21 protein-coding genes are annotated in these 20,356 nt (G+C 49.1%); 9 read left to right on the forward strand and 12 right to left on the reverse strand.

Features of this window, described 5'->3' with window-relative positions:
• Positions 1 to 46 precede the first annotated feature (46 nt).
• The 6 genes from CYJ98_RS02570 (at position 47) to CYJ98_RS02595 (ending at position 5,666) form a co-directional block, all read left to right on the forward strand.
• A complete protein-coding gene (locus CYJ98_RS02570) occupies positions 47 to 1,354 on the forward strand; it encodes a replication-associated recombination protein A (protein ID WP_101755166.1) in 1,308 nt (435 codons plus the stop codon).
• Positions 1,355 to 1,540: 186 nt separating this feature from the next.
• Positions 1,541 to 1,756 (forward strand): hypothetical protein, encoded by a 216-nt coding sequence (locus tag CYJ98_RS02575; RefSeq protein WP_070824389.1) that lies wholly within the window; start codon positions 1,541 to 1,543, stop codon positions 1,754 to 1,756.
• Positions 1,728 to 2,153 carry a low molecular weight protein tyrosine phosphatase family protein gene (locus CYJ98_RS02580; RefSeq protein WP_240315439.1) on the forward strand — a complete coding sequence of 142 codons (426 nt, stop codon included), beginning with the start codon at positions 1,728 to 1,730 and terminating at the stop codon, positions 2,151 to 2,153. The genes CYJ98_RS02575 and CYJ98_RS02580 overlap by 29 nt, the downstream gene beginning before the upstream one ends.
• A gap of 182 nt (positions 2,154 to 2,335) precedes the next feature.
• Complete coding sequence (locus CYJ98_RS02585; RefSeq protein WP_101755168.1) at positions 2,336 to 3,637, forward strand: hemolysin family protein; 1,302 nt, start codon at positions 2,336 to 2,338, stop codon at positions 3,635 to 3,637.
• 59 nt (positions 3,638 to 3,696) lie between these two features.
• Positions 3,697 to 4,500 carry an RNA ligase family protein gene (locus tag CYJ98_RS02590; RefSeq protein WP_240315438.1) on the forward strand — a complete coding sequence of 268 codons (804 nt, stop codon included), beginning with the start codon at positions 3,697 to 3,699 and terminating at the stop codon, positions 4,498 to 4,500.
• A gap of 32 nt (positions 4,501 to 4,532) precedes the next feature.
• A complete protein-coding gene (locus CYJ98_RS02595; RefSeq protein WP_101755170.1) occupies positions 4,533 to 5,666 on the forward strand; it encodes an AAA family ATPase in 1,134 nt (377 codons plus the stop codon).
• A gap of 98 nt (positions 5,667 to 5,764) precedes the next feature.
• Here CYJ98_RS02595 and CYJ98_RS02600 read toward each other — a convergent pair whose 3' ends face one another.
• From CYJ98_RS02600 to CYJ98_RS02650, 11 genes are all read right to left on the reverse strand, one after another.
• The gene (locus CYJ98_RS02600) at positions 5,765 to 6,070 is read right to left on the reverse strand and encodes a hypothetical protein (protein WP_003746349.1); all 306 of its coding nucleotides are present in this window, start codon (positions 6,068 to 6,070) and stop codon (positions 5,765 to 5,767) included.
• Positions 6,071 to 6,096: 26 nt separating this feature from the next.
• Positions 6,097 to 6,987: an NAD(+) kinase gene (locus tag CYJ98_RS02605; protein WP_101755171.1), complete on the reverse strand. Its 891-nt coding sequence runs from the start codon at positions 6,985 to 6,987 to the stop codon at positions 6,097 to 6,099.
• Between the two features lie 27 nt (positions 6,988 to 7,014).
• Complete coding sequence (locus CYJ98_RS02610) at positions 7,015 to 7,587, reverse strand: ubiquinone biosynthesis accessory factor UbiJ (protein WP_101755172.1); 573 nt, start codon at positions 7,585 to 7,587, stop codon at positions 7,015 to 7,017.
• A 50-nt stretch (positions 7,588 to 7,637) separates the two neighbouring features.
• A complete protein-coding gene (locus CYJ98_RS02615; RefSeq protein ID WP_101755173.1) occupies positions 7,638 to 8,411 on the reverse strand; it encodes an NAD(P)-dependent oxidoreductase in 774 nt (257 codons plus the stop codon).
• An 89-nt stretch (positions 8,412 to 8,500) separates the two neighbouring features.
• Entirely contained in the window at positions 8,501 to 9,142 is a 642-nt protein-coding gene (locus tag CYJ98_RS02620; protein WP_004519965.1) for a TetR/AcrR family transcriptional regulator, read from the reverse strand.
• Positions 9,143 to 9,160: 18 nt separating this feature from the next.
• The gene (murB, locus tag CYJ98_RS02625) at positions 9,161 to 10,201 is read right to left on the reverse strand and encodes a UDP-N-acetylmuramate dehydrogenase (protein ID WP_101755174.1); all 1,041 of its coding nucleotides are present in this window, start codon (positions 10,199 to 10,201) and stop codon (positions 9,161 to 9,163) included.
• A gap of 71 nt (positions 10,202 to 10,272) precedes the next feature.
• Positions 10,273 to 11,652, reverse strand: a complete 1,380-nt coding sequence (locus tag CYJ98_RS02630) for an MATE family efflux transporter (protein WP_101755175.1) — start codon at positions 11,650 to 11,652, stop codon at positions 10,273 to 10,275.
• 103 nt (positions 11,653 to 11,755) lie between these two features.
• Entirely contained in the window at positions 11,756 to 12,193 is a 438-nt protein-coding gene (locus tag CYJ98_RS02635; RefSeq protein ID WP_101755176.1) for an acyl-CoA thioesterase, read from the reverse strand.
• 26 nt (positions 12,194 to 12,219) lie between these two features.
• Entirely contained in the window at positions 12,220 to 13,149 is a 930-nt protein-coding gene (locus CYJ98_RS02640) for a glycosyl transferase family 2 (RefSeq protein ID WP_101755177.1), read from the reverse strand.
• 4 nt (positions 13,150 to 13,153) lie between these two features.
• Complete coding sequence (locus CYJ98_RS02645; RefSeq protein ID WP_101755178.1) at positions 13,154 to 13,879, reverse strand: glycosyltransferase family 2 protein; 726 nt, start codon at positions 13,877 to 13,879, stop codon at positions 13,154 to 13,156.
• A 146-nt stretch (positions 13,880 to 14,025) separates the two neighbouring features.
• Entirely contained in the window at positions 14,026 to 15,792 is a 1,767-nt protein-coding gene (locus CYJ98_RS02650) for an ABC transporter ATP-binding protein/permease (protein ID WP_101755179.1), read from the reverse strand.
• Positions 15,793 to 16,024: 232 nt separating this feature from the next.
• Between CYJ98_RS02650 and CYJ98_RS02655 the strand changes: the two genes are divergently transcribed.
• From CYJ98_RS02655 to CYJ98_RS02665, 3 genes are all read left to right on the forward strand, one after another.
• Positions 16,025 to 18,247 carry a TonB-dependent receptor gene (locus tag CYJ98_RS02655; protein WP_101755180.1) on the forward strand — a complete coding sequence of 741 codons (2,223 nt, stop codon included), beginning with the start codon at positions 16,025 to 16,027 and terminating at the stop codon, positions 18,245 to 18,247.
• Between the two features lie 199 nt (positions 18,248 to 18,446).
• Complete coding sequence (locus tag CYJ98_RS02660) at positions 18,447 to 19,010, forward strand: peptidylprolyl isomerase (RefSeq protein WP_101755181.1); 564 nt, start codon at positions 18,447 to 18,449, stop codon at positions 19,008 to 19,010.
• A gap of 122 nt (positions 19,011 to 19,132) precedes the next feature.
• A complete protein-coding gene (locus CYJ98_RS02665) occupies positions 19,133 to 19,990 on the forward strand; it encodes a YgfZ/GcvT domain-containing protein (RefSeq protein ID WP_101755182.1) in 858 nt (285 codons plus the stop codon).
• A gap of 209 nt (positions 19,991 to 20,199) precedes the next feature.
• Here the strand turns inward: CYJ98_RS02665 and CYJ98_RS02670 are convergent, their stop codons facing one another.
• A complete protein-coding gene (locus CYJ98_RS02670; RefSeq protein ID WP_283127050.1) occupies positions 20,200 to 20,322 on the reverse strand; it encodes a hypothetical protein in 123 nt (40 codons plus the stop codon).
• Positions 20,323 to 20,356: the final 34 nt, after the last annotated feature.

Here is a 20,356-nt window from a genome sequence, read left to right on the forward strand (position 1 = left end):
TAATGCTAGCGAGTTTTCTTTTTAATCAATCAGCACGAAAGCCGCTATGTCCGACCTTTTCGCCCGCCAACCCGAAGCCCCTTTAGCCGAACGCTTGCGCCCGCATTCTTTAGATGATGTCATTGGGCAGCAGCACTTAATCGGCGAAGGTAAACCTTTGCGCGTGGCGGTGGAAGGCGGGAAGCCGCATTCTATGTTGCTGTGGGGACCGCCGGGCGTAGGTAAAACCACGCTGGCACGGATTTTGGCGCAGAGTTTCAATGCCCAGTTTCTGCCGGTTTCCGCCGTATTTTCCGGCGTAAAAGACATACGTGAGGCAATTGAGAAAGCTGAAATTGCCTTGCAGCAAGGGCGTGCGACGATTTTGTTTGTTGACGAGGTACACCGCTTCAACAAAGCGCAGCAGGACGCATTTTTGCCTTATGTCGAAAGTGGTTTATTAACCTTTATCGGTGCTACCACGGAAAACCCGTCATTTGAAGTCAATCCGGCTTTACTTAGCAGGGCGCAGGTGTATGTCTTGCAATCCTTGTCTTCAGACGACCTGAAGAAGCTGATTACCAAAGTATTGGCTTTGCCCGAATACCAAGATTTTACGATTGAAGCGGATGCGCAAGAATTGCTCGTGAATACCGCCGATGGCGATGCACGCAGATTGTTGAACTTGATCGAGCAGCTTTTACGTGCTGCCGATACACGCCGTCTGAAAACCCTAACCGCTGAATTTCTTGCCGATAGTTTGGGGGCGCAAATCCGTCGTTTTGATAAGGGTGGCGAGAGTTTCTACAACCAAATTTCTGCGCTACACAAATCCGTGCGCGGTTCGCATCCCAATGCGGCATTGTATTGGTTCTGCCGTATGCTTGACGGTGGCACCGACCCGCGCTATCTCGCCCGTCGCATTGTCCGCATGGCATGGGAAGACATCGGTTTAGCCGATCCGCGTGCCTTAACGATTGCCAATGATGCCGCAGCGACTTATGAGCGCTTAGGCTCGCCAGAAGGGGAACTCGCACTGGCGCAAGCCGTGTTATACCTTGCTGCCGCCGCGAAATCCAACGCGGGCTACAAGGCATACAACCAAATGCGCCGCTTCGTTAAAGAAAACGCCAGCGACGAAGTACCCGTCCACCTGCGCAACGCCCCGACCAAGTTGATGAAAGAATTGGGCTACGGACGCGAATACCGTTACGCCCACGACGAACCAAATGCCTACGCCGCTGGCGAAAGCTATATGCCCGACGGCTTGGATGAACCCGATTTCTATCAACCTGTCCCGCGCGGGCTGGAAATCAAAATTGGCGAAAAGCTGAAATGGTTGAAATCCTTGGATGAAGAGGCGCTGGATGATTAAAACAATAAATGTGTCTCAAGTTTCAGACGGCCTTTGGCTATTTTGAGCGTAATAAATTGTTTAATATTGGCATTATATCTTTAATTTCGCTATAATTTTGTCATCCTATTTTTTGCCGAATAATCGAATACATAAAAAATCGCGGCTGCTGAACCCGATTTCCGAAACAAAATTAGAAAGCAGATAATGGACAATTTAGATCAAAGTCGTAGCCGTGCATGGCGACGACATCAAGAGCAACGCCCCAGTCATCGTATACATGGCAAAAATCCTTTGAAATATAAACCTGAAAAAAAGTGGGATTTGATATATCTCCGCAGCAATAAAATCAAACGTGCACAAAAACTGGGTTTTATTTATCCGTTCAGACAGCATGAATTTGATGCTGAATGGTTTGATTAACTCAAAAGATACATTTTCGATTCAATCGAGATGGTTTTCACAAGGCGGATATTTTCCGCCTTTTTTAATTTTTATGAATGCACTTTTTATTTGTAGTCGTAACCAATGGCGCAGTCCTACCGCTGAAACCGTATTTCGACGTTATCCAAATGTACAGGCACGTTCTGCGGGGACTAGCCCCAATGCGCGGCATACTGTTTCCATAGACGACATCGCATGGGCGGATAAGATTTTCGTAATGGAACAAAAACATAAGAGCCGTCTGCTGGCACAGTTTCCCCGTGCTTTGCAATATAAGGAAATGATTGTTTTAGATATTCCTGATAATTACAGATACATGGATGAAGAGTTAATAGAAATATTGAAGGAAAGTGTCGTGCCTTATCTGTCTAGATAATGAGGTTTTCCTCAAGATTATCTGAAAAAAATATGACTTACTTCTAAGTAAAATTTATTCCAAAACATCATTTACTTCACGCATTACTGACAAATAACACGCAAATCTAAGATCAAATTGAATTTTTCAGACGGCCTTTGCTGTTTGAATATTTTTAACCTATACCATACACACACTTTTTCATGAATATTTTTGAAGCCTTACTATTATTGTGCCTGCTGATTGTCATTAGCGCGTTTGTATCCTGTTCCGAACTCGCGCTTGCTTCGGCACGCAAAATCAAATTACAGGTCATGGCGAAAGACGGCGGCGATACGCGTGCGCTTGATGTAATCAATATGCAGCAGCAGCCGGGCAGTTTTATTACCGTTGTCCAAATCGGATTGAACGCCGTCGCCATTCTTGCCGGTATCGTTGGCGAGGCGGCAATACGTCCTTATTTTGGCAAACTATTGGAGAATGCAGGCAGTTGGGGCAGCACAGTTGCCTCTTTGCTGACTTTCTCGCTGGTTACAGGCAGCTTTATTTTAATTGCCGACCTGATGCCCAAGCGTATGGCAATGACCCATCCCGAAGCGGTGGCGGTACGCATTGTGCGTCCGATGATGTTTCTGATTTTTATCTTAAAACCCCTTGTCTGGGTTTTTGACGGGTTGGCAAACGCAATATTCAAACTCTTCAAAATCTCAACCGTTCGTCAGGAGCAGCTGACCTCGGAAGATATTTATGCCGTCGTTGATGCTGGTGCGCAAGCTGGTGTGTTGAAAGAGCAGGAACACTATCTGATTGAAAACATTTTTGATATGCAGGAGCGCACGGTGACTTCCACCATGAGCACGCGCGAATACATCGCCTATTTCGATAAACACGACGACAGCGATACCGTGTTGGAAATGATGTCGGACAAACCGCACAACAAATTCCTCGTATGCGACGGCGACTTGGAACGCGTCATCGGCTATATCGAATCGCATACGCTGCTGACCTTATTTTTAAAAGAAAAAGATGTCCGACTGACCGACAAGCGTGTGTTGCGTAAAGCCTTGTTCATCCCCGACACGCTGTCGCTTTACGATGTCTTAGAAACCTTCAAAACTTCCGGCGAAGACTTTGCCGTAGTGGTGAACGAATACGCGCTGGTGGTCGGCGTGGTAACGCTGAAAGATGTGATGAGCATTGTGATGGGCGAGCTGGTCAATACCGAAGAAGAGCCGCAAATTATCCGCCGTACCGAAGACACATGGTTGGTGGATGGCGCCACGCCGCTTACCGATGTCATGCGTGCGCTGGATATTGAAGAGTTTCCCAATTCGGAAAACTACGAAACCATCGCCGGCTTTATGATGTATTCCCTGCGCAAAATCCCGAAGCGTACGGATTTTCTGGTTTATGCCGGTTATAAGTTTGAAATCATTGATACCGAAAACTTGAAAATTGACCAACTTTTGGTTTCTAAACAAGGAAATATGGTGGGGAAAATATAACAAGTCGCTGGGAATACTTGAAAAGAAAATTAAAAAATGAATAAAAAGGAAAAAATATTATGACGACTGACGAACCTCAAAAATACGCCCGCAGCCTGCACGCGCCCATCAGCCTCGGCACGACTTCAGACGACCGCTTTATGCCGCGCGGCTTTCTTTCATATTTTGCCTCACTGCCGAAATTGGTTTTAACCGAAAAATTAGATGGGCAAAACAACTGCTTTGCCGCACACGGCCTCTATGCCCGTAGCCATGCTGCACCTACTCAGCATCCGTGGGATAAACCTTTGCTGCAACGATGGCAGCAAATTAAAGATGATTTAGGCGATCTCGAACTTTTTGGCGAGAATATGTATGGTATTCATTCGATTGCCTATTCGCAATTGGAAAGCTATTTTTACCTGTTTGCAGTCCGCCGTGGCGGACATTGGCTTTCATGGGAAGAGGTTAAATTTTATGCGCAGCTGTTTGATTTTCCGACTGTGCCAGAAATCCCCATTGTCCAGTCGCTTGCGGATTTCACTCAAAAATACGCCAATGAAGATATTGCTTTAGCGCAATGGCTTGCTGCTAATTTGGGAGAGCCGTGGACGGACAGCGTACAAACTGCCGGCAAGCTTGGCGGCTACGATCCGAACACAGGAGAGGCATGCAGTGAAGGTTTTGTTATCCGGAACGCCGCTGATTTTGCCACCAACAACGGCAAACTGCCTGTTCAATCCAATGAATTCGACAATCTTTTCAAATTGGTGCGAGCCAAACATGTTAAAACCGACGTTCATTGGACGAAAACTTGGAAGCCTGCCCGTCTTATCGATTACGACAAATACCATTGGCAAAGCTGGCAGTTTCAGACGGCCTGAAGTCCAATTATCCAATAATAAGAAAGACAATTATGTGGACATTCCCATATTACATACCCGGTCAACTTCCTGATTGGCAAGCCTTAGAACGTCGTTTCAGCTGGTTTGCCGATATGAAGGACGTTCCGCAAGACCCTGAGTGGCATGCCGAAGGCGATGTATTTACGCATACCAAAATGGTGTGCGAAGCCCTTTTACAACTGCCCGAGTTTCAAGCGCTTGATGAGCAGGAGCAACATATTCTGTTTGCTGCCGCCATACTGCATGATGTGGAAAAACGCAGTACGACCAAGCGTGAAATAGAAAACGGTAAAGAGCGTATCGTTTCGCCGCATCACGCAAAAAAAGGCGAGCATACTGCCCGTACTTTACTGTATACCGAACTTGCCGCTCCATTTGCCGTAAGAGAAGCAATCGCCAAACTTGTGCGCTTGCACGGATTGCCTTTATGGGCAATTAACAAGCCTAATCCTGATCGAGCTGTCATAGCGGCCAGTTTGCAGGTTAACACTGCACATCTTGCCATGCTGGCTAAAGCCGATGTCCTGGGTCGTATATGTTGCGACCAACAGGATATTTTGCTGCGCGTTGATTTGTTTCGTGAACTCTGTGAAGAAAATGCTTGTTGGGGTAAGGCACGTACGTTCGCCAGCGATTACGGACGCTATCTCTATCTTAACGGCCGTAGCGAAATGCCGGATTATCAGCCATTTGATGATCAGACCTTTGAGGTGTACGCCATGTGCGCCATAGCAGGTAGCGGCAAAGACAGCTACATCAGGCAACATCTTGCCCATTTACCTATGCTGTCGCTCGATGAGATTCGCCGTGAGCGTAAACTCAATCCCGCAGATTCCAAACATACCGCCGAAGCAGTGCGTTTGGGTAAAGAGCAGGCAAAAGAATACCTGCGAGCCCGTACGTCATTTGTCTTCAATGCGACCAATCTCAACCGCGACTTGCGCAGTAAATGGCTGCCGATGTTTGCCGATTACGGCGCACGTGTGCATCTCATTTATTTGGAAGTGCCTTACACGCAATTACTATCGCAAAACCGTAACCGCGAACATTCTGTTCCGAATGATGTGTTGCACCGCATGATAGAAAAGCTGGAAATCCCTGATTACAGTGAAGCGCATACGGTAGATTTTGTGGTCTCTTCTTAAAAAGTAAAGGGTTTTTGTAAGTAGGCCGTCTGAAACAATCTAATGTTTCAGACGGCCTTTTTATGAAATTAAAATTACTAGAGCTAAGGGGAAGGTCTTTATTCGCAATTTAAGCCTTTTGTTTTTTCAGCGAATGTATCCATGGCAATTTGGCACATGCGTTCACGTTGGCCTACGTCGGCAGCAGGCAGGATTTGGCGCAGGTATTTTGTGTTGTCACGTTGGAACGATGCTTTATCGCCTGCTTTTTGGTAACACGCATCCGCACGGGTAAAGTATTGCTGGCAGATTTTCGGCAATTCTTCAAAGGACAAGGGTTTGCTTTTGTGCATGCCGTGTGCGGAGACGGAGAGGGAGGAAAGGGCGCACAGCGCGATGATTAAGGTTTGGGAAATGGTTTTCATGGTAAGCCTATTTATTGAAGTGGTGTTTAAATCAATTGTTCGCCCCAATGCAGCTTTTGGCGCAGGGTTTTGAAGTATTGGTAATCGGTGGGATGGAGGACGCGCAAGGGGTTGTGATAGCGGCGGATGATGATGCGGTCGAAGTTTTGCACGTCGATATGGGATTGTCCATCAAAATGTGCGCGTGCGTCGCCACTTTTGGTAATGAGGATTTCGATTACGCTGGTGTCAGGGATGGCAATCGGACGATTGGTCATGGATTGCGGACAGATAGGTACAAGTGTGAAGGCGTGCAGACCGGCCTGCATGATGGGGCCTCCGGCGGCAAGCGCGTAGGCGGTCGAACCTGTCGGCGTGGAAATAATCAGGCCGTCCGAACGTTGGGTATAGACAAATTCTTGATTAATAAAGACTTCAAATTCAATCATTTGGCCTGCACCGCCACGAGACAGTACGGTGTCGTTGAGGGCGAGGGCGCGTTCGATGGTTTCGCCGTCACGAATGATGCTGGCTTCAATGAGGATGCGTTCTTCAGGCAGATATTTGCCTTCCAGTACAGGGCGGATGCCCTCAACCATGGTGTCGCGTGAGATTTGGGTAAGAAAGCCTAAGTGGCCTTGATTGATACCAATGATGGGGACGGCGCGCGGGGCAACTTCGCGGGCGGCGGAGAGGAAGGTACCGTCGCCGCCGAGCACAATGACGAGGTCGCAGTATTTGCCCAGCTGGGCTTTGTTTACGGTTTCGCAGTAGGCGGAGTCTTGGATATAGACGCAGTGTTCTTCTACGCTCAATTCATCCAGATAGATGGTAAAGCCGTTTTTGCGCAGAAAAGAAACCAATGTGTGGACGGTATCTTGAATCTCGGGCGTATTGGGACGTGTAACGATACCGATGTTTTTAAATGGGCTTTTCATGGTAGTAGGCCGTCTGAAATTAAGTGTCTAATCTATCCAGATATCGCGCTCGAGCCGATCGAGGCGTTCGTTTAGGCGGGCAACGTCGTCACGCAGTTTGTCCACTTCTTCCAACCATGCGGCAAGCGTGGCTTGGTCGATAACAGGGGATTCGGGTTCGCGTGAAAAGTCACTGATTTGCTCGGCAATGCTTTTGCCGATTTTTTTCATGGTGCGGCCGATGTCGCCGGCGCGCGAACTGATGCTTTCTGCGGCCACATGACCGAATACACGCGCCAAATCTTCGCTCGGATAATAGCGCAGTCCGCCTAAAATAGGAAGGACGGACATGCCCAAGACCAAGTCGCCTTCGAGGCTGATGTCGCCCACGCCGGGCTGGCCGCCTTGGAGGATTTTTTGGATGGCGCTGTTGTGGAATGTGATGTTGGTGTCGGCGGTTTCGTGTGCGGTTTCAAGAAAACCTTGTTCGCTGATGCGTCCGGTCAGTCTGAAACCGGTCAGGCTGATGCAGATGATGCTGCCTGCAAATTCAGACAGCTCGCGCTGTTGCTCTGGATTTTGCTGTATCAGGTGGTTGATAAGGGGAAATAGGGCAGACATGGTTTACTCTAAATGCCGTCTGAAACGGATTAATGGGTTGAGTCGCAATTTTACAGGCTTAGCCCGTCTGCGCAAACGGTATTTACAATTTTGCCGTTGCTTTTGTCATCAACGATGAAATCAGGAGCCGGTAGGCCGAGTTTGGCCGCTTCGGCAGTATAAAATTCGGCCCGGCTTGGGTGGCGGGGTTCGACAATATTGCGGATACGCTTGCCGTCAGCTTGGCAGGCCGTCTGAAAAAGGACTTGGACGGCCAAGTCTTTATGAAGAATATTGACGGGTTGATTGCCGCCTTGAATGCGCATTTTTTGAACCAGCTTGGTAACGGGATGACGGTCGGCAGAATAAAGTCCGCCCAGTCGCAGTATGTCGATATGGGGTACGGTACTTTCAAGCAAGGTTTGCTCGACTGCGAGGATTTGACGGGCGGATTCGGTTTGCGGATCGGGCGGCGTGGTTTCATCGCATATGCGTGCTTGGTCGCTATACACGCTGGTGCTGCTGGTAAAGATGATGTGTTGTACCTTAGATTGCTCGGCAAGTTGAATCCATTTTTTCAGGGTATCGGCGTAATGGTTTAATGACGAAGGCGGGAGCAGGCAAAACCATGTCGGCTTGCTGATATGGTTTTGCCACAAGGTCGAACTGTAAAAAATATCGTCTTGATTCAAATCGATGATGTCGAGTTCAATCGGCAGATTGATGTCGTCAGAGGTCAGGTTGCGTTTGACTGCGGCTACCTGACTGCCTTGCTCATAACATTTTTGCGCCAGCGGCAGGCCGAGATAGCCTAAGCCGAGAATGGAAATATCGGGAAGGTGCATAAATAAAGCATCCGAAAATTAACAGGCCGCCTGAAAATAGCTTTAACTTGGTTAAAGCCACGTTTTCAGACGGCCTTTGTATGGAAAAATTAATGGTTGCTGCCGATTTTTTGGTCGAATTCGGCACGGTGTTCCGGCAGGAGGTACGGGCGCAACAGGCTGAGTGTGCGGCTGATGCCCCGTACTTTGGAATCCTCGGTCAACTTGGCGCGACCGCGCAGGGAGCTGTCGAAGTCGAACCAGTATTTTGTTACCATCCACATATTGACGGCAAGGTCGTTCATGGCGGTTTGGTCTGCGCTGATGATGTTCAAGCCGTTGAGCTGGGTCAGCAGGTTGACCAACAGCGGGGACACTTTGGCTTGGGTAAAGGTATTGTGTTCGCCCAATAATTCGGCACTGCGGGCAAGCAGGGTGTTCACATCGCTGAAAAGGAAACGGTATTCCCACATCACATCATAAATACCGGCCATGTAGTTGATGGAGTCTTCAACATTAGACGGCAACACAGCTTCGTTAAGGTAGACAAGCAGGGCCTCGCTGTAACGTTTGAACAATTGGACGATGATTTCGTCTTTGTTGCGGAAATGGTAGTAGAGGTTGCCCGGGCTGATGCCTAAGTGGGCGGCAATATGGTTGGTGCTAATATTGCGCTCGCCTTCTTCGTTGAACAAGGCGAGGCTGGCATTGATGATTCGTGTGTAAGTGTTGACTTTAGCAATGCGCGGCATGGAATACACTCCTTTGTTTTATAGGCTGTATGAAGTAGGCAGCCAGTTGGGTTCTGCGTGTAATTCTACCTGAAATTGAGTAAATACTGTATTACAAACATATTGTGCCAGCTGGTGGACATCTTGCGCGGATGCATTGTTTTTATTTACCAAAACCAAAGCCTGTCTGTCATGCACAGCCGCACCGCCGATCTGATGGCCTTTCAGACGGCATTGGTCAATCAGCCAGCCGGCAGCGAGTTTGACCGAACCGTCAGGCTGCGGATAGCGTGGCATATCGGGGTATTGCTGCAATAAATCGGCCGCTTTTTCAGCGCTGACAACAGGGTTTTTAAAGAAACTTCCGACATTACCAAGTACGTTAGGATTAGGCAGTTTACTGTTGCGGATTGCACACACTGCATCGGAAACATCTTTGGCCGTCGCTTCTCGGCCTTGGCTCAGTTCGGCAACCGCGGCTGCCAAATCGCCATAGCCCAAGTTCGGCACAAAATGCTCTTTCAACGCAAATACAACCGAAACAATCACATAACGGCCTTTGCCTTCCTGTTTGAATAGGCTTTCACGATAGGCAAAGTCACAGTCGGCATTGGAAAGCTCGACAAAGGTTTCCGTATTCAAATCAAAGCAGCGTACGCTATGGATAACATCTTTGACTTCAACGCCGTATGCGCCGATGTTTTGTACCGGAGACGCACCGACCGTGCCTGGAATCAGGCTGAGGTTTTCCAGCCCGCTTAAACCCAGTCCAACCGTATGCAAAACAAATTCATGCCAAATTTCTCCGGCCTGCGCTTCGATATAAACCAGGCCGTCTGAACGCTCAATTTCGCGTATTCCCTTGTTTTCCATATGCACAACCAGACCGGCATAGTCCTCCATCAAAAGGATATTGCTGCCGCCACCAAGCCATAAAACAGTATCTCGGTCGAACTCGGGCAGCCGGACGATGTCGCGCAACTCATCGGCATGTTTGAGCGCGATAAAGGCTTGGGCTTGGGCTTTCAGGCCGAAAGTGTTGTAAGGGGTAAGGTCGGTTTGGTATTGGATGGGTTGCATGGGTTTAACTTTAAAATAGGAATTCGTTGATTAAATAGCGTAATCATCGGAGAAAGACTGCTTGTATTTTTTCAGATGGCCTTATGCGATTTGACCATCTCTTTACTGCAAAGCTCCAGGCACCATACCAATGCGATGGCAGCAATCGTCAGTGAAACGGTCAGCGCGGTCCAGAAGCCGTAAATGCCCATATCAGCATGATAGGCAAGCAGGTAGCCGGGCAACAGGCCGCAACCCCAAAAAGCCACGGCATGGATGAACATCGGCATTTTGGTCACTTTATAGCCGCGCAGCGCATATGAAGCGATACATTGGGTGGCGTCTGCCAGTTGGAATAGGGAGGCGAAAAATAAAACGGTTGCGGCAATGCCTAATACGGCCGCATCGTTGGTGTACATACCGGCCAACTGAAAGCGAAAGATGACCAAGAGCAGCGCGGTACAGGTGGCAAGTACCCAGCCCAACACCAGCGACACGCCTGAAATATAACGCGCCCGCAAAAAATCGCGCCGCCCGAGCGAAAAGCCAACGCGTACCGTGCTTGCCGAGCCGACGCTTTGCGGAACCATATACAAGATGCCCGACAGGCTGATGACGACTTGTTGCGCGGCGACATAATCCTCGCCGAATGGCGCCACCAAAAAGACGATAAACGAAAACGCGCTGGCTTCTAGAAAATAAGACAAGCCGATGGGTGCGCCGATTTTCCAAATCTGTTTGAAAGCCGTCAAATCGGGTTTGCCGATTTTTGCCGTCAAACCAAACGGATGGAAGAATTTTTCTTTGGCGATATAAAGCCACAAAGCCAATGCGCTGAACCAAAATACTGCCGCCGTTGCCACGCCGCAACCTGCGCCACCCAAAGCAGGCATGCCAAATTTTCCGTAAACAAACACATAGTTTAGCGGCACATTCAATACAAACGCTGCAAAGCTGACCAACATAATCACGCGCGGACGGTTCAAGCTGGAGGCATAGGCGTGCAGGGCGCGGTGTATCATGGCGGCCGGCATTGCCAAGCTGGTAAAGAACATATATTGCGCCATCGTGTCTTCGACATAATCGTTCAATGTCAGCCAATGACGGAACGGCGTAATCATCGCCCACATCAACAACATGCCGAATACGCCTAAACACAAGCCAAACCAAATGCCCTGCATTCCTGTTTTGCCGACTTCTTCGGTTTTACCTGCACCGTACAGCTGTGCAATCATCGGGTTCAACGCCGCCATTACGCCCATAAAGGTAATGTAAATAGTGGAAAACGCGCTGCTGCCCAAAGCCACCGCGGCCAAATCTTCCTTACCTGCGCCACCGGCCATCACTGTATCGACAAAACCAATGCCCACTTGCGCCACTTGCGCCAACAGCATAGGCAGGGCGAGGGCGGTAAGCAGGCGGGTTTCTTTTAAGAAAACAGGAAAGGCAAAGCGGTTGAGGTTCAGTAGCATAATGTGTGCGATTTGAGGATAAAGGCCGTCTGAAAACGGAAATTTAAAATTATAAAGGGTAATACTGATAAGCAGGCAATATGTTGTTTAATCGCTAAATTTTTCAGACGGCCTTAAAAGTCGGATGTCTTTTGACGGCTTCCAACCAGCTGTCCGGCGTTTGAAACTGCATTAGGCCGTCTGAAAGCGATACTGCGGCTTGGGTAGTCGAAGCGCGGGTCAGCTTTTCATTGGTTTCGGCATCGTAAATGGTGTAATCGATACGCAGGCAGCTTTCGATCTCGACGATGTCCATATCAACGCGGATTTTTTGGCCGAAATGGGCAGGGCGGATGTATTTGAGGTTCATCTGCACAATCGGCCAGCTGTACCCCTGCCGTCCCATTTCGTTGTAGTCATAACCGATGGAAGACAGAAAAGCGCAACGTGCGGTTTCAAGGTATTTGACATAGTTTCCGTGCCACACGATGTGCATGGCATCTACGTCAAAAAAAGGAACTTCGGTTTCAAAGCTGTGTCGGCAATAGATGTGTTTTTTCATGGTTTAAAAGAGAGAGTGTGATGGTTTCAGACGGCGTCTTCGCCCCAAAAATCATAAAAATTGAACCATTGTAGCGGATTTTGCGCACATTCTTGCGCCAAAATATCGGCAAAGCCCTGCATCGCGTCTTTGACGGCTGCCTCGCGGTTGCCGCGTTTCCAGCTGGAAGTATCGGTAAAGCGACGCAGTTTCAAATGATGGCGGCCGTTTTGTTTGACGCAAAACAGCGTGTTTACTTGCGTTTTTAAAAGCGAAGCCAATAGCCATGCGCCTTGCGGCATAGGGGCGGTGTGGCCTAAGAAATTAATATCGGCGGTTTTCTCGCCGCGTACAGGTACGCGGTCGGCCGCGATGGCAATCCATTCGCCGTCTTCGATACGGCGGTTCAATTCCATCATCAGGGTGGTGTCCAAATCGGTTACCTGAATCAGGCGGATATGTTCTGCGCCGGCTTTTTGCAATGCCTCGTTAAATGCCTGCGCGTGCTTGCTGTGCACCAATACGTTGAGTCTGAAATTTTTATGGTGCGACACCAGCGCACGGCAAACTTCGGTATTGCCCAAGTGTGAGCAGGCAAAAATCTGGCCGCGTTCGTTGCGCTTGATTTGCGAATAGATGTCGTCAGGATCTTCAATCACCAAATCTTCATAACGGATTTTGCGTTGCCACACGGCAAAACGGTCGCAAACTGCTTCGCCAAATGCAACGAATTGTTTGAATACGCTGTGTTTCGGCAGGACGGTATGGGGAAAGGCCGTCTGAAGACGGGTTTGATAGCGTAAGACATGACGACGCGGTTTGGGCGCGGTTGCATAAAAATACAGCACCACAAACCAAATGCACTGCCTCATGAAAAAAGCCGGCAGATAGCGCACCATCAATGTGGTCAGAGCGAGAAACAGGCGGCTGCCGCGTTCGGGCTGCGCCGCCCAATGGGTTTGTTTATTATCGGTCATGGTTTCAGACGGCCTTTCCGAAAACTTTACCCAATCGGTGTTTCAGCATGCCGAAAAACAGCCGTGTGTGCATTTTGCTGATGCGGACATTGTCGGCAAAGGCATCGAAGTGTGACACGCCGTCGGCGGCGTATTGGACAGGCGTTTTAATCCAAACCGGTTTGACGTCGCGCCAGTACAGGCGGATAAGGATTTCCGTATCGAAGTCCATGCGGTCGCCTACGGTTTCTTCGCGGGCGACGGATAGCGCGGGTGCAAGCGGATAGAGGCGGAAGCCGCACATGCCGTCTTTGATGTCGCATGACCAAGTGTGCAGCATATTCCAGAAGTTGGTAATTTTGCGTCCGTAAAGCCGTGCTTTGGGCGCGTCATCGCCGTATTGCGGCCAGCCGCAAACAACGGCTTCGGGGTTTTGTTCTGCTGCAGCGAGGAGTTTGGGCGTATCGTTCAAGCAGTGTTGACCGTCTGCATCAACCTGCAAGACGTGGGTATAGCCATGTTCTTCGGCGTATTCCAAGCCGGTTTTGACCGCTGCACCTTTGCCGCCGTTGATGGGACGGTAAAGGACATCAATGCCGTCTGAAACCAAAGCCTGCAATACAGGTTTGCATTCTTCGCGTGAACCGTCGTCCACAATTAAAACGTTTAAACCAAAGCCGCGCATGGTTTGGGCAACGTGGCTGATGGTGGTCGGATGGTTGTAATGTGGAATAAGGGCCAGGGTTTTCATAAATATTTTTTAGACGACGTTAACACAATGCAGAGTATAGCAAATAAACATGCCATAGCGTTTGAAAAGGCCGTCTGAAACGGCGAGGACAAAATCGTTAGATTTCGTTTTTCACTGTTTCAGACGGCCTTTGATATGCCATTAATTCAGCATTGTACATGACCGACATCGAGGCATAAATCATGGAACTCATTGAGCGTGCTGCGGTGGCCGATACTGATGATGATGCTGTCGGGCAGTTTTTGCTTTAAGGCGCGGTAGAGCATGGCTTCGGTCGGTTCGTCCAAGGCGGCGGTGGCTTCATCAAGCAGGATGACTTTGGGCTGCGAGAGCAGGGCGCGGACGAAGGCGACACGTTGCAGTTCGCCCGGGGAGAGTTTGTGCTGCCAGTCATCGGGTTTATCCAATTTATCAACCAGATAACCTAAGCGGCAGGTGTTCATAGCTTCGATTAGTTCCGGATGTTGTTTGTCGATGTCAGGGTAACAAATCGCATCGCGTAGGCTGCCTTGTGCCGTGTACGGGCGTTGCGGCAGGAAGAGGATGTCTTGAAGCGGCGGATGGCTGACTTTACCGCTGCTGCCGAAAGGCCAAAGCCCTGCCAGCGCGCGCAGCAACGAAGTTTTGCCGCAACCGCTCGGGCCGCGTATCAGCAGGGAATTGCCGTTTTTGAGGTTGATGTTGATGCCGTCTAATAAAACTTCGCCGTTGTGACGGTATAGGGCAACGTTTTCTAAGATTAGGCCGTCTGAAACTTCGGTAAGGTCGGGTTGTCGTGCGGTGTGTTTTTCTTCCGTACTCAGCAAAAAGCCGTACAGACGCTCTAGTCGGGCGCGGTATGCGGTGAATTTGTTGTAGAACATCCGGAAGAAAGACAGCGCGTTTTGCAGTCGTGCGAAGGCTTGGACAGTCTGCTGGATATCGCCGATTTTGATTTGTCCGGCAAACAGGCGCGGAGCTTGCAAAATGATGGGAAAAAGCTTGATTCCGTTGGTAAACATATCGTTAAAGCCGCTTAGGCAAACGCTTTGTCGCGCAATGCGCCAACGGTTGCGGATAATGGCTTTAAAACGGTCGGAAAGCTGGTCGTGTTCGTGTTTTTCGCCGCTGTAAAACGCCACGCTTTCGGCGTGGTCGCGCACGCGGATAAGGGAATAACGGTAGTCGCCGTTGAGTTTTTCATTTTCATAGTTGTAACGAATCAACGGGTTGCCTATCCACATGGCGATAAAGGTTGCCAAAATCACAAAGATAAAGACGAACCAAACAATGCCGCGCGGAATGTCGAAGCCGAACACGGTCAGGATGCCTGCCAAGCCCCACAAAACAACGGCAAATTCCAGCGAGGTAACGACCGAATTGACCATGCCGCGCACAAATTCTATGGTCGAGGCGATGAAATCCTGCGCATCTTGTTGGATACGCTGGTCGATGTTGTCCGGCGCATGGCGGCGCATTTGCAGGCGGTAGTAGTTTTTGTCGGCAAGCCAGCGCGAAGTCAAAACTTCATTGAGCCGCTCCGACCATTTAATCGCCAAGCCTTGATCGAGAAAGTCGTTGACGACGTTGTTAAACGCCCGTATCAACACCACGCCTGCGTTCATCGCTGCAAACATCCAAAACGCGGAGGCGTTCAAATCCTGCATCGAATCGTAAAGCCCTTTGGACATAAAGGTGCTCAACACATTCAGCCGTACTTCGGTTAACAGCAGCGTAATCATCGCCGTAATCAGCAGCAAAACTTTGACCGTACTTTTTGGTGTCAGGCACAGGCGAAGGATATAGCTAAACTCGCGCCCGAAGCGTGTGTTGCGTGCAAAAAACAGAATGACCGTCGAGGCTGCAGCGACCATCAATAAGGTCTGCAATAGCCAAGACGGCGTGGAATAAAGCTCGATTTGCCATTTTTGCATGAGGTGTTCTCTGAAAGGAAGTAAAGGCCGTCTGAAAGGACGGCAAATTTATTTGACTATGGTAACTGCAATAATAGTTTTCTGAACTGTTGTATTTTTTGTATTTACAAACGGTTCTTATTTGTTTTTGTAGAAAGCAGAAATCTTATCAAATATAATCATAAAACTAAATTACTTTGTAATTTTTTACTCGATATAAGAATTATTAATATTTCAAACCAGAAGGTATTTTATGAACAGCAAATTAGCCCTGATGCCGCTTTTGATTATGAGCGCATTTTCTTATGCCGCCGATGAAGCGACACCCGAAACCCCTGTGCAACAGCAGTTGCAGGAAGTCAAAGTCCATGCCGACGCTAAACGCGTGAAGGCCGCACGCTCTTATTCTATTGCCAGCGACGGCGACTTACGTGACCGTGTGAACTTGGGCGTATTGGGTAAAGCCAACGCTTTTACCGCGCCGATTACCGTCGTCAATTACGACGAACAAGCCCTCAACAACACCGAAGCGCGTACTTTGGTGGATGCCGTAGCGAAAAAAGACGCTTCCGTTTGGCAGTTCGGCGGCGAAAGCAACACATTGACCGGCCTGTATTTCCGCGGTTACCAACTTGATGCGCGCCAATTCAGCGTCAACGGTTTGGCAGGTATGTACGGCACACAAGGCACGGCCAGCGTGCAAGTCGGCTCCGCGCAACTGATTAAAGGCGCATCCACTGCCGTAAACGGCATGGACCCTGAAGGCGCGGTATCCGGTTCCGTCAATATCGAGACCAAAAAAGCCGCCGATGAAGGCAACCGCAAAATCGGTTTGGGCTGGTTCAGCAACAACCGCGCCCAAGGCACATTCGATTTAGGCCAACGCTTCGGCGAAAACAAAGAATTCGGCGTGCGCGCCAATGGCAAACTGCGCCACGGCGACACCCCACGCGACGGTTACAGCGAAGACAACAAAGAATTTGCCTTGAATGCTGATTATCGCGGCGAAAAAGTGCGCGTGGCGTTTGATTCTATCTACGCGAAACGCAAAACCAACGGCGGTCGCGCGCGTATGCAGGACATTCAAAACGCCAACGGACGCTTGTTTGCCGCACCTGAAGGCAAAGTGAATTTGGCGCCGAGCTGGCAGGCTCAAAACACGCGCGGTCAAACGAATATGCTGACCTTCGAATGGGATGCATTTGAAAATGCCCAAATTACAGGCGGTATCGGCTACAACAATGCGCGTTATTACGGTAATTTCGCCTCTCCTACCGTCACAAGCAGCGGTTTGACCTACAATTCCGGTCGCGCGCGCCTGACCGACCAGCGTTTCAAAACGCTCAGTATGAATCTGACTGCACGCGGCGAATTTGAAACCGGTCCGGTAAGCCACAACTGGAGTGCCGCATTTGACCGAATCGACCGTAAACGCACTACTTATCAAGGCGCACGTCAAACTCAAAGCCGCGTTATCGATCCGAGCCTTGATATTCCAACCCAATTGGCAAAATTGGATTCCAACTTAGGAACGGCATGGAGTGCAACGCCTTCAGTGGACACCGTGATCAAAGTAAACAGTTTGGCGGTATCTGACACGCTTGGTTTTGCCGACAACAAATACCGCCTCACTTTAGGCGGGCGTTTCCAAGCCGTCGAGCAGAAAAACAAATTAAACGGCCGCAAAGCAGATGCGAGCCGTTTCAGCCCGATGTTGATGGCGGCATGGGTTCCGCAGCCTGATTTGGTGGTTTACGGCAACTATATGGAAGATTTGGAGCCGTCCAACATCCGTACTGATGACGACGGTCATGTAACGATGGCAGATCCGCGCGTCAGCCGTCAATTTGAAGTCGGCGTACGCAAAAACTGGGGCGACTTTGTCACCACTTTAAACGCGTTCCAAATCAAACGCCCGGGCTACTGGCGCGGCAACACGACTTCAGGAACTGATTTCGCAGCGCGCAAAAATGCAGGCTTGGCTTATAGCGGTTCGGAGCAAGGCATAGAACGCAGCCGCGGTATCGAATTCAATACCTATGCCAACTTGTTGAATAAAACCCTGCGTCCGAGTTTAGGTTTGATGTATCTGCAATCAACAGTAAAAGATTATCCGAATTTTGCCGACAATTTGGTTAACGGCGTACAAGTCGCCAACCCGCGCGTGATTGCCAAAGCAGGCGTTGAATGGGACACTCCGTTTGCCAAAGGCTTGACCCTGAACGGCAACGTTTCGTATTTCGGCAAGTCTTACCAAGACACGCAAAAACAATACGCCTTCCCATCCTATACTTTGGTTGATGTAGGCGCGCGCTACAAAACCAAGCTCGGCAAAAATACTTTAACCGTCAGCAGCTCGGTAGAAAACCTGTTCAACAAAAACTACTGGCAGGTGCAACGCGGCCAATACGACCGCAGCTTCGCCGTTGTCGGCATGCCGCGTACTTATTGGCTAAAAGCGGAATTGGATTTCTAATCTGATTTCGGTTTGACCGTAATAGCAGGCCGTCTGAAAGGGAATGATAAAGAGCAAGAATTTGGTTTTTATCCCTTTTCAGACGGCCTGATTTGATTGCCTTATGTTTTTTGCTTGAAAAATCTTACATGTTTTTTATGGATTTCACGCGAAACAAGGTTAATATTCCATTTTCACAATACATCATTCGAGAAGACATATGAAAAAATCCATCAAACTGACCCTGTGCGCCCTTGCACTCTCACTTTCCGTACAAGCACAAGCAGTTACCCATGCAGTGATTGAAACCAATATGGGCAACATCCAACTGGAGCTGGATGAAGTCAAAGCGCCGAAAACCGTGGCAAACTTTGTCAATTACGCCAAAAAAGGTTTTTACGACAACACGATTTTCCACCGCGTTATCGACAATTTTATGATTCAAGGCGGTGGATTTACCGAGAATATGGTTCAAAAATCCACCGATAAAGCCATCACCAATGAAGCATACAACGGCTTGAAAAATAACGTCGGCACCATCGCCATGGCACGCACCGGCGATCCAAATTCAGCAACCAGCCAGTTCTTTATCAATACAGCCGACAACGACTTTTTGAATTTCAAAAGCAAAACCCCTCAAGGCTACGGCTATGCCGTTTTCGGTAAAGTCACTTCCGGCATGGACGTCGTCCGTAAAATCAGTAAAGTGAAAACAGCGACACGCGGCTTCCACCAAGACGTTCCAACCGAAGCCGTGATTATCCGCAAAGTCAGCATCAAATAATTTTGATTGTTTGAACACAAACAACAGGCCGTCTGAAACATTCAGACGGCCTGAATTTATTTATTTGATAATAAGCAGCAATTTGGGCGATAATTCAGCATCTACAATTTAAGGAGTCGATTATGCAAACCCGCCTGCCTTTTTTCGGCGTTATCCGTGTCAGCGGAGAAGACAGAGCTTCATTTCTTCATGGTCAATTATCCAACGATATTAATAATTTAGCTTCCGGTCAGGCATGTTACGCCACATACAATACGCCTAAAGGCCGTGTATTGGCGAATATGTTGGTCGTCAATCGCGGAGAAGATTTACTGTTGGTCATGGCTCAAGATTTGACCGAAGCCATCGTCAAACGCCTGAGAATGTTTGTCTTGCGTGCAAAGGTCGTCTTCGAGCTGATGCCCGATTTGGCAGTAAGCGGCGAGTTGGCAGACAATGCAGAACCACATCCTGCTACCGAACCGCAACTGTCTTTTTCAGCCCAAATTCAAGCAAACGCCGTAGAAATTGCCTTGCCGCACACAGGCCGTCTGAAAATTTCAGCAGCCGAAAACGCAGCCGAATATCAAGCAGGAGCCGAAAACGCGTGGAACTTGCACGAAATCCGCAGCGGCTATCCGTGGATTTGCGCTGCAACCAAAGAAGCGGCTGTTGCCCAAATGCTCAATCAACACATTATCGGCGCCGTCCATTTCCGTAAAGGCTGCTACCCCGGCCAAGAAATCATCGCCCGCGCCCAATACCGAGGCCAAGTCAAACGCGGTCTGGCCGTATTAAGCGGCGATTCTTTAGAAGCCGCCGGTATTACCATCAAAGCCGGCGAGGAAGAAGCAGGCGTCATCCTCAATACGGCACTGACTGAGCAAGGCAGCCTCAGCCTCGCCGTTATTAAGTTTTCCGCAGCAGAAGCAGCATTGACCGATGCAGACGGTAATGCTTTGAAACGGGAAGAACTGTTTTTTACGGTTGAGAAAGATTGATTGTCAGATGATTGAATAAAAAGCTTAAATATCAGCTTGAAATGAAAACAGAAAGGCCGTCTGAAATTCAGACGGCCTTTGATATTGAGTTTTGTTGGTACATGACCCAAGCTGCGTTTGCTGCTGACTGGATTACGGCATGGTTTGGAATCATTCGGTAGCAACAAAAACCGCGTGCGTGCGTACCGCACACACCCTACACCTTAATCTTAAGGTTTGCGTCGCCCGCAGGTAGGGTGTGTGGCGTAGCCACGCACGCGGTTGACAGGGGTGCGGGCTACGGCTTGCTGACGATTAGTTGGAAAACTTGGATTTGTAGGTCGGGCATTCATGCCCGACAAATCCCTTGCAAAAGTTTAGGTTGCT

Source organism: Neisseria perflava (genome assembly GCF_002863305.2).
In the GTDB taxonomy this organism is placed as follows: domain Bacteria; phylum Pseudomonadota; class Gammaproteobacteria; order Burkholderiales; family Neisseriaceae; genus Neisseria; species Neisseria perflava_A.

Excerpts from the sequence above, each read along its gene's own strand:
- CYJ98_RS02615 (WP_101755173.1), bottom strand. The coding sequence starts at position 8,411 with ATGCACCTTCCCGATATTTCCATTCTCGGCTTAGGCTATCTCGGCCTG.
- CYJ98_RS02660 (WP_101755181.1), top strand. The coding sequence starts at position 18,447 with ATGAAAAAATCCATCAAACTGACCCTGTGCGCCCTTGCACTCTCACTT.
- CYJ98_RS02575 (WP_070824389.1), top strand. The coding sequence starts at position 1,541 with ATGGACAATTTAGATCAAAGTCGTAGCCGTGCATGGCGACGACATCAA.
- CYJ98_RS02635 (WP_101755176.1), bottom strand. The coding sequence starts at position 12,193 with ATGAAAAAACACATCTATTGCCGACACAGCTTTGAAACCGAAGTTCCT.
- CYJ98_RS02630 (WP_101755175.1), bottom strand. The coding sequence starts at position 11,652 with ATGCTACTGAACCTCAACCGCTTTGCCTTTCCTGTTTTCTTAAAAGAA.
- CYJ98_RS02650 (WP_101755179.1), bottom strand. The coding sequence starts at position 15,792 with ATGCAAAAATGGCAAATCGAGCTTTATTCCACGCCGTCTTGGCTATTG.
- CYJ98_RS02640 (WP_101755177.1), bottom strand. The coding sequence starts at position 13,149 with ATGACCGATAATAAACAAACCCATTGGGCGGCGCAGCCCGAACGCGGC.
- CYJ98_RS02570 (WP_101755166.1), top strand. The coding sequence starts at position 47 with ATGTCCGACCTTTTCGCCCGCCAACCCGAAGCCCCTTTAGCCGAACGC.
- CYJ98_RS02665 (WP_101755182.1), top strand. The coding sequence starts at position 19,133 with ATGCAAACCCGCCTGCCTTTTTTCGGCGTTATCCGTGTCAGCGGAGAA.
- CYJ98_RS02670 (WP_283127050.1), bottom strand. The coding sequence starts at position 20,322 with ATGAATGCCCGACCTACAAATCCAAGTTTTCCAACTAATCGTCAGCAA.
- CYJ98_RS02610 (WP_101755172.1), bottom strand. The coding sequence starts at position 7,587 with ATGTCTGCCCTATTTCCCCTTATCAACCACCTGATACAGCAAAATCCA.
- CYJ98_RS02585 (WP_101755168.1), top strand. The coding sequence starts at position 2,336 with ATGAATATTTTTGAAGCCTTACTATTATTGTGCCTGCTGATTGTCATT.
- CYJ98_RS02605 (WP_101755171.1), bottom strand. The coding sequence starts at position 6,987 with ATGAAAAGCCCATTTAAAAACATCGGTATCGTTACACGTCCCAATACG.
- CYJ98_RS02645 (WP_101755178.1), bottom strand. The coding sequence starts at position 13,879 with ATGAAAACCCTGGCCCTTATTCCACATTACAACCATCCGACCACCATC.
- murB (WP_101755174.1), bottom strand. The coding sequence starts at position 10,201 with ATGCAACCCATCCAATACCAAACCGACCTTACCCCTTACAACACTTTC.
- CYJ98_RS02600 (WP_003746349.1), bottom strand. The coding sequence starts at position 6,070 with ATGAAAACCATTTCCCAAACCTTAATCATCGCGCTGTGCGCCCTTTCC.
- CYJ98_RS02655 (WP_101755180.1), top strand. The coding sequence starts at position 16,025 with ATGAACAGCAAATTAGCCCTGATGCCGCTTTTGATTATGAGCGCATTT.
- CYJ98_RS02620 (WP_004519965.1), bottom strand. The coding sequence starts at position 9,142 with ATGCCGCGCATTGCTAAAGTCAACACTTACACACGAATCATCAATGCC.
- CYJ98_RS02595 (WP_101755170.1), top strand. The coding sequence starts at position 4,533 with ATGTGGACATTCCCATATTACATACCCGGTCAACTTCCTGATTGGCAA.
- CYJ98_RS02590 (WP_240315438.1), top strand. The coding sequence starts at position 3,697 with ATGACGACTGACGAACCTCAAAAATACGCCCGCAGCCTGCACGCGCCC.
- CYJ98_RS02580 (WP_240315439.1), top strand. The coding sequence starts at position 1,728 with ATGAATTTGATGCTGAATGGTTTGATTAACTCAAAAGATACATTTTCG.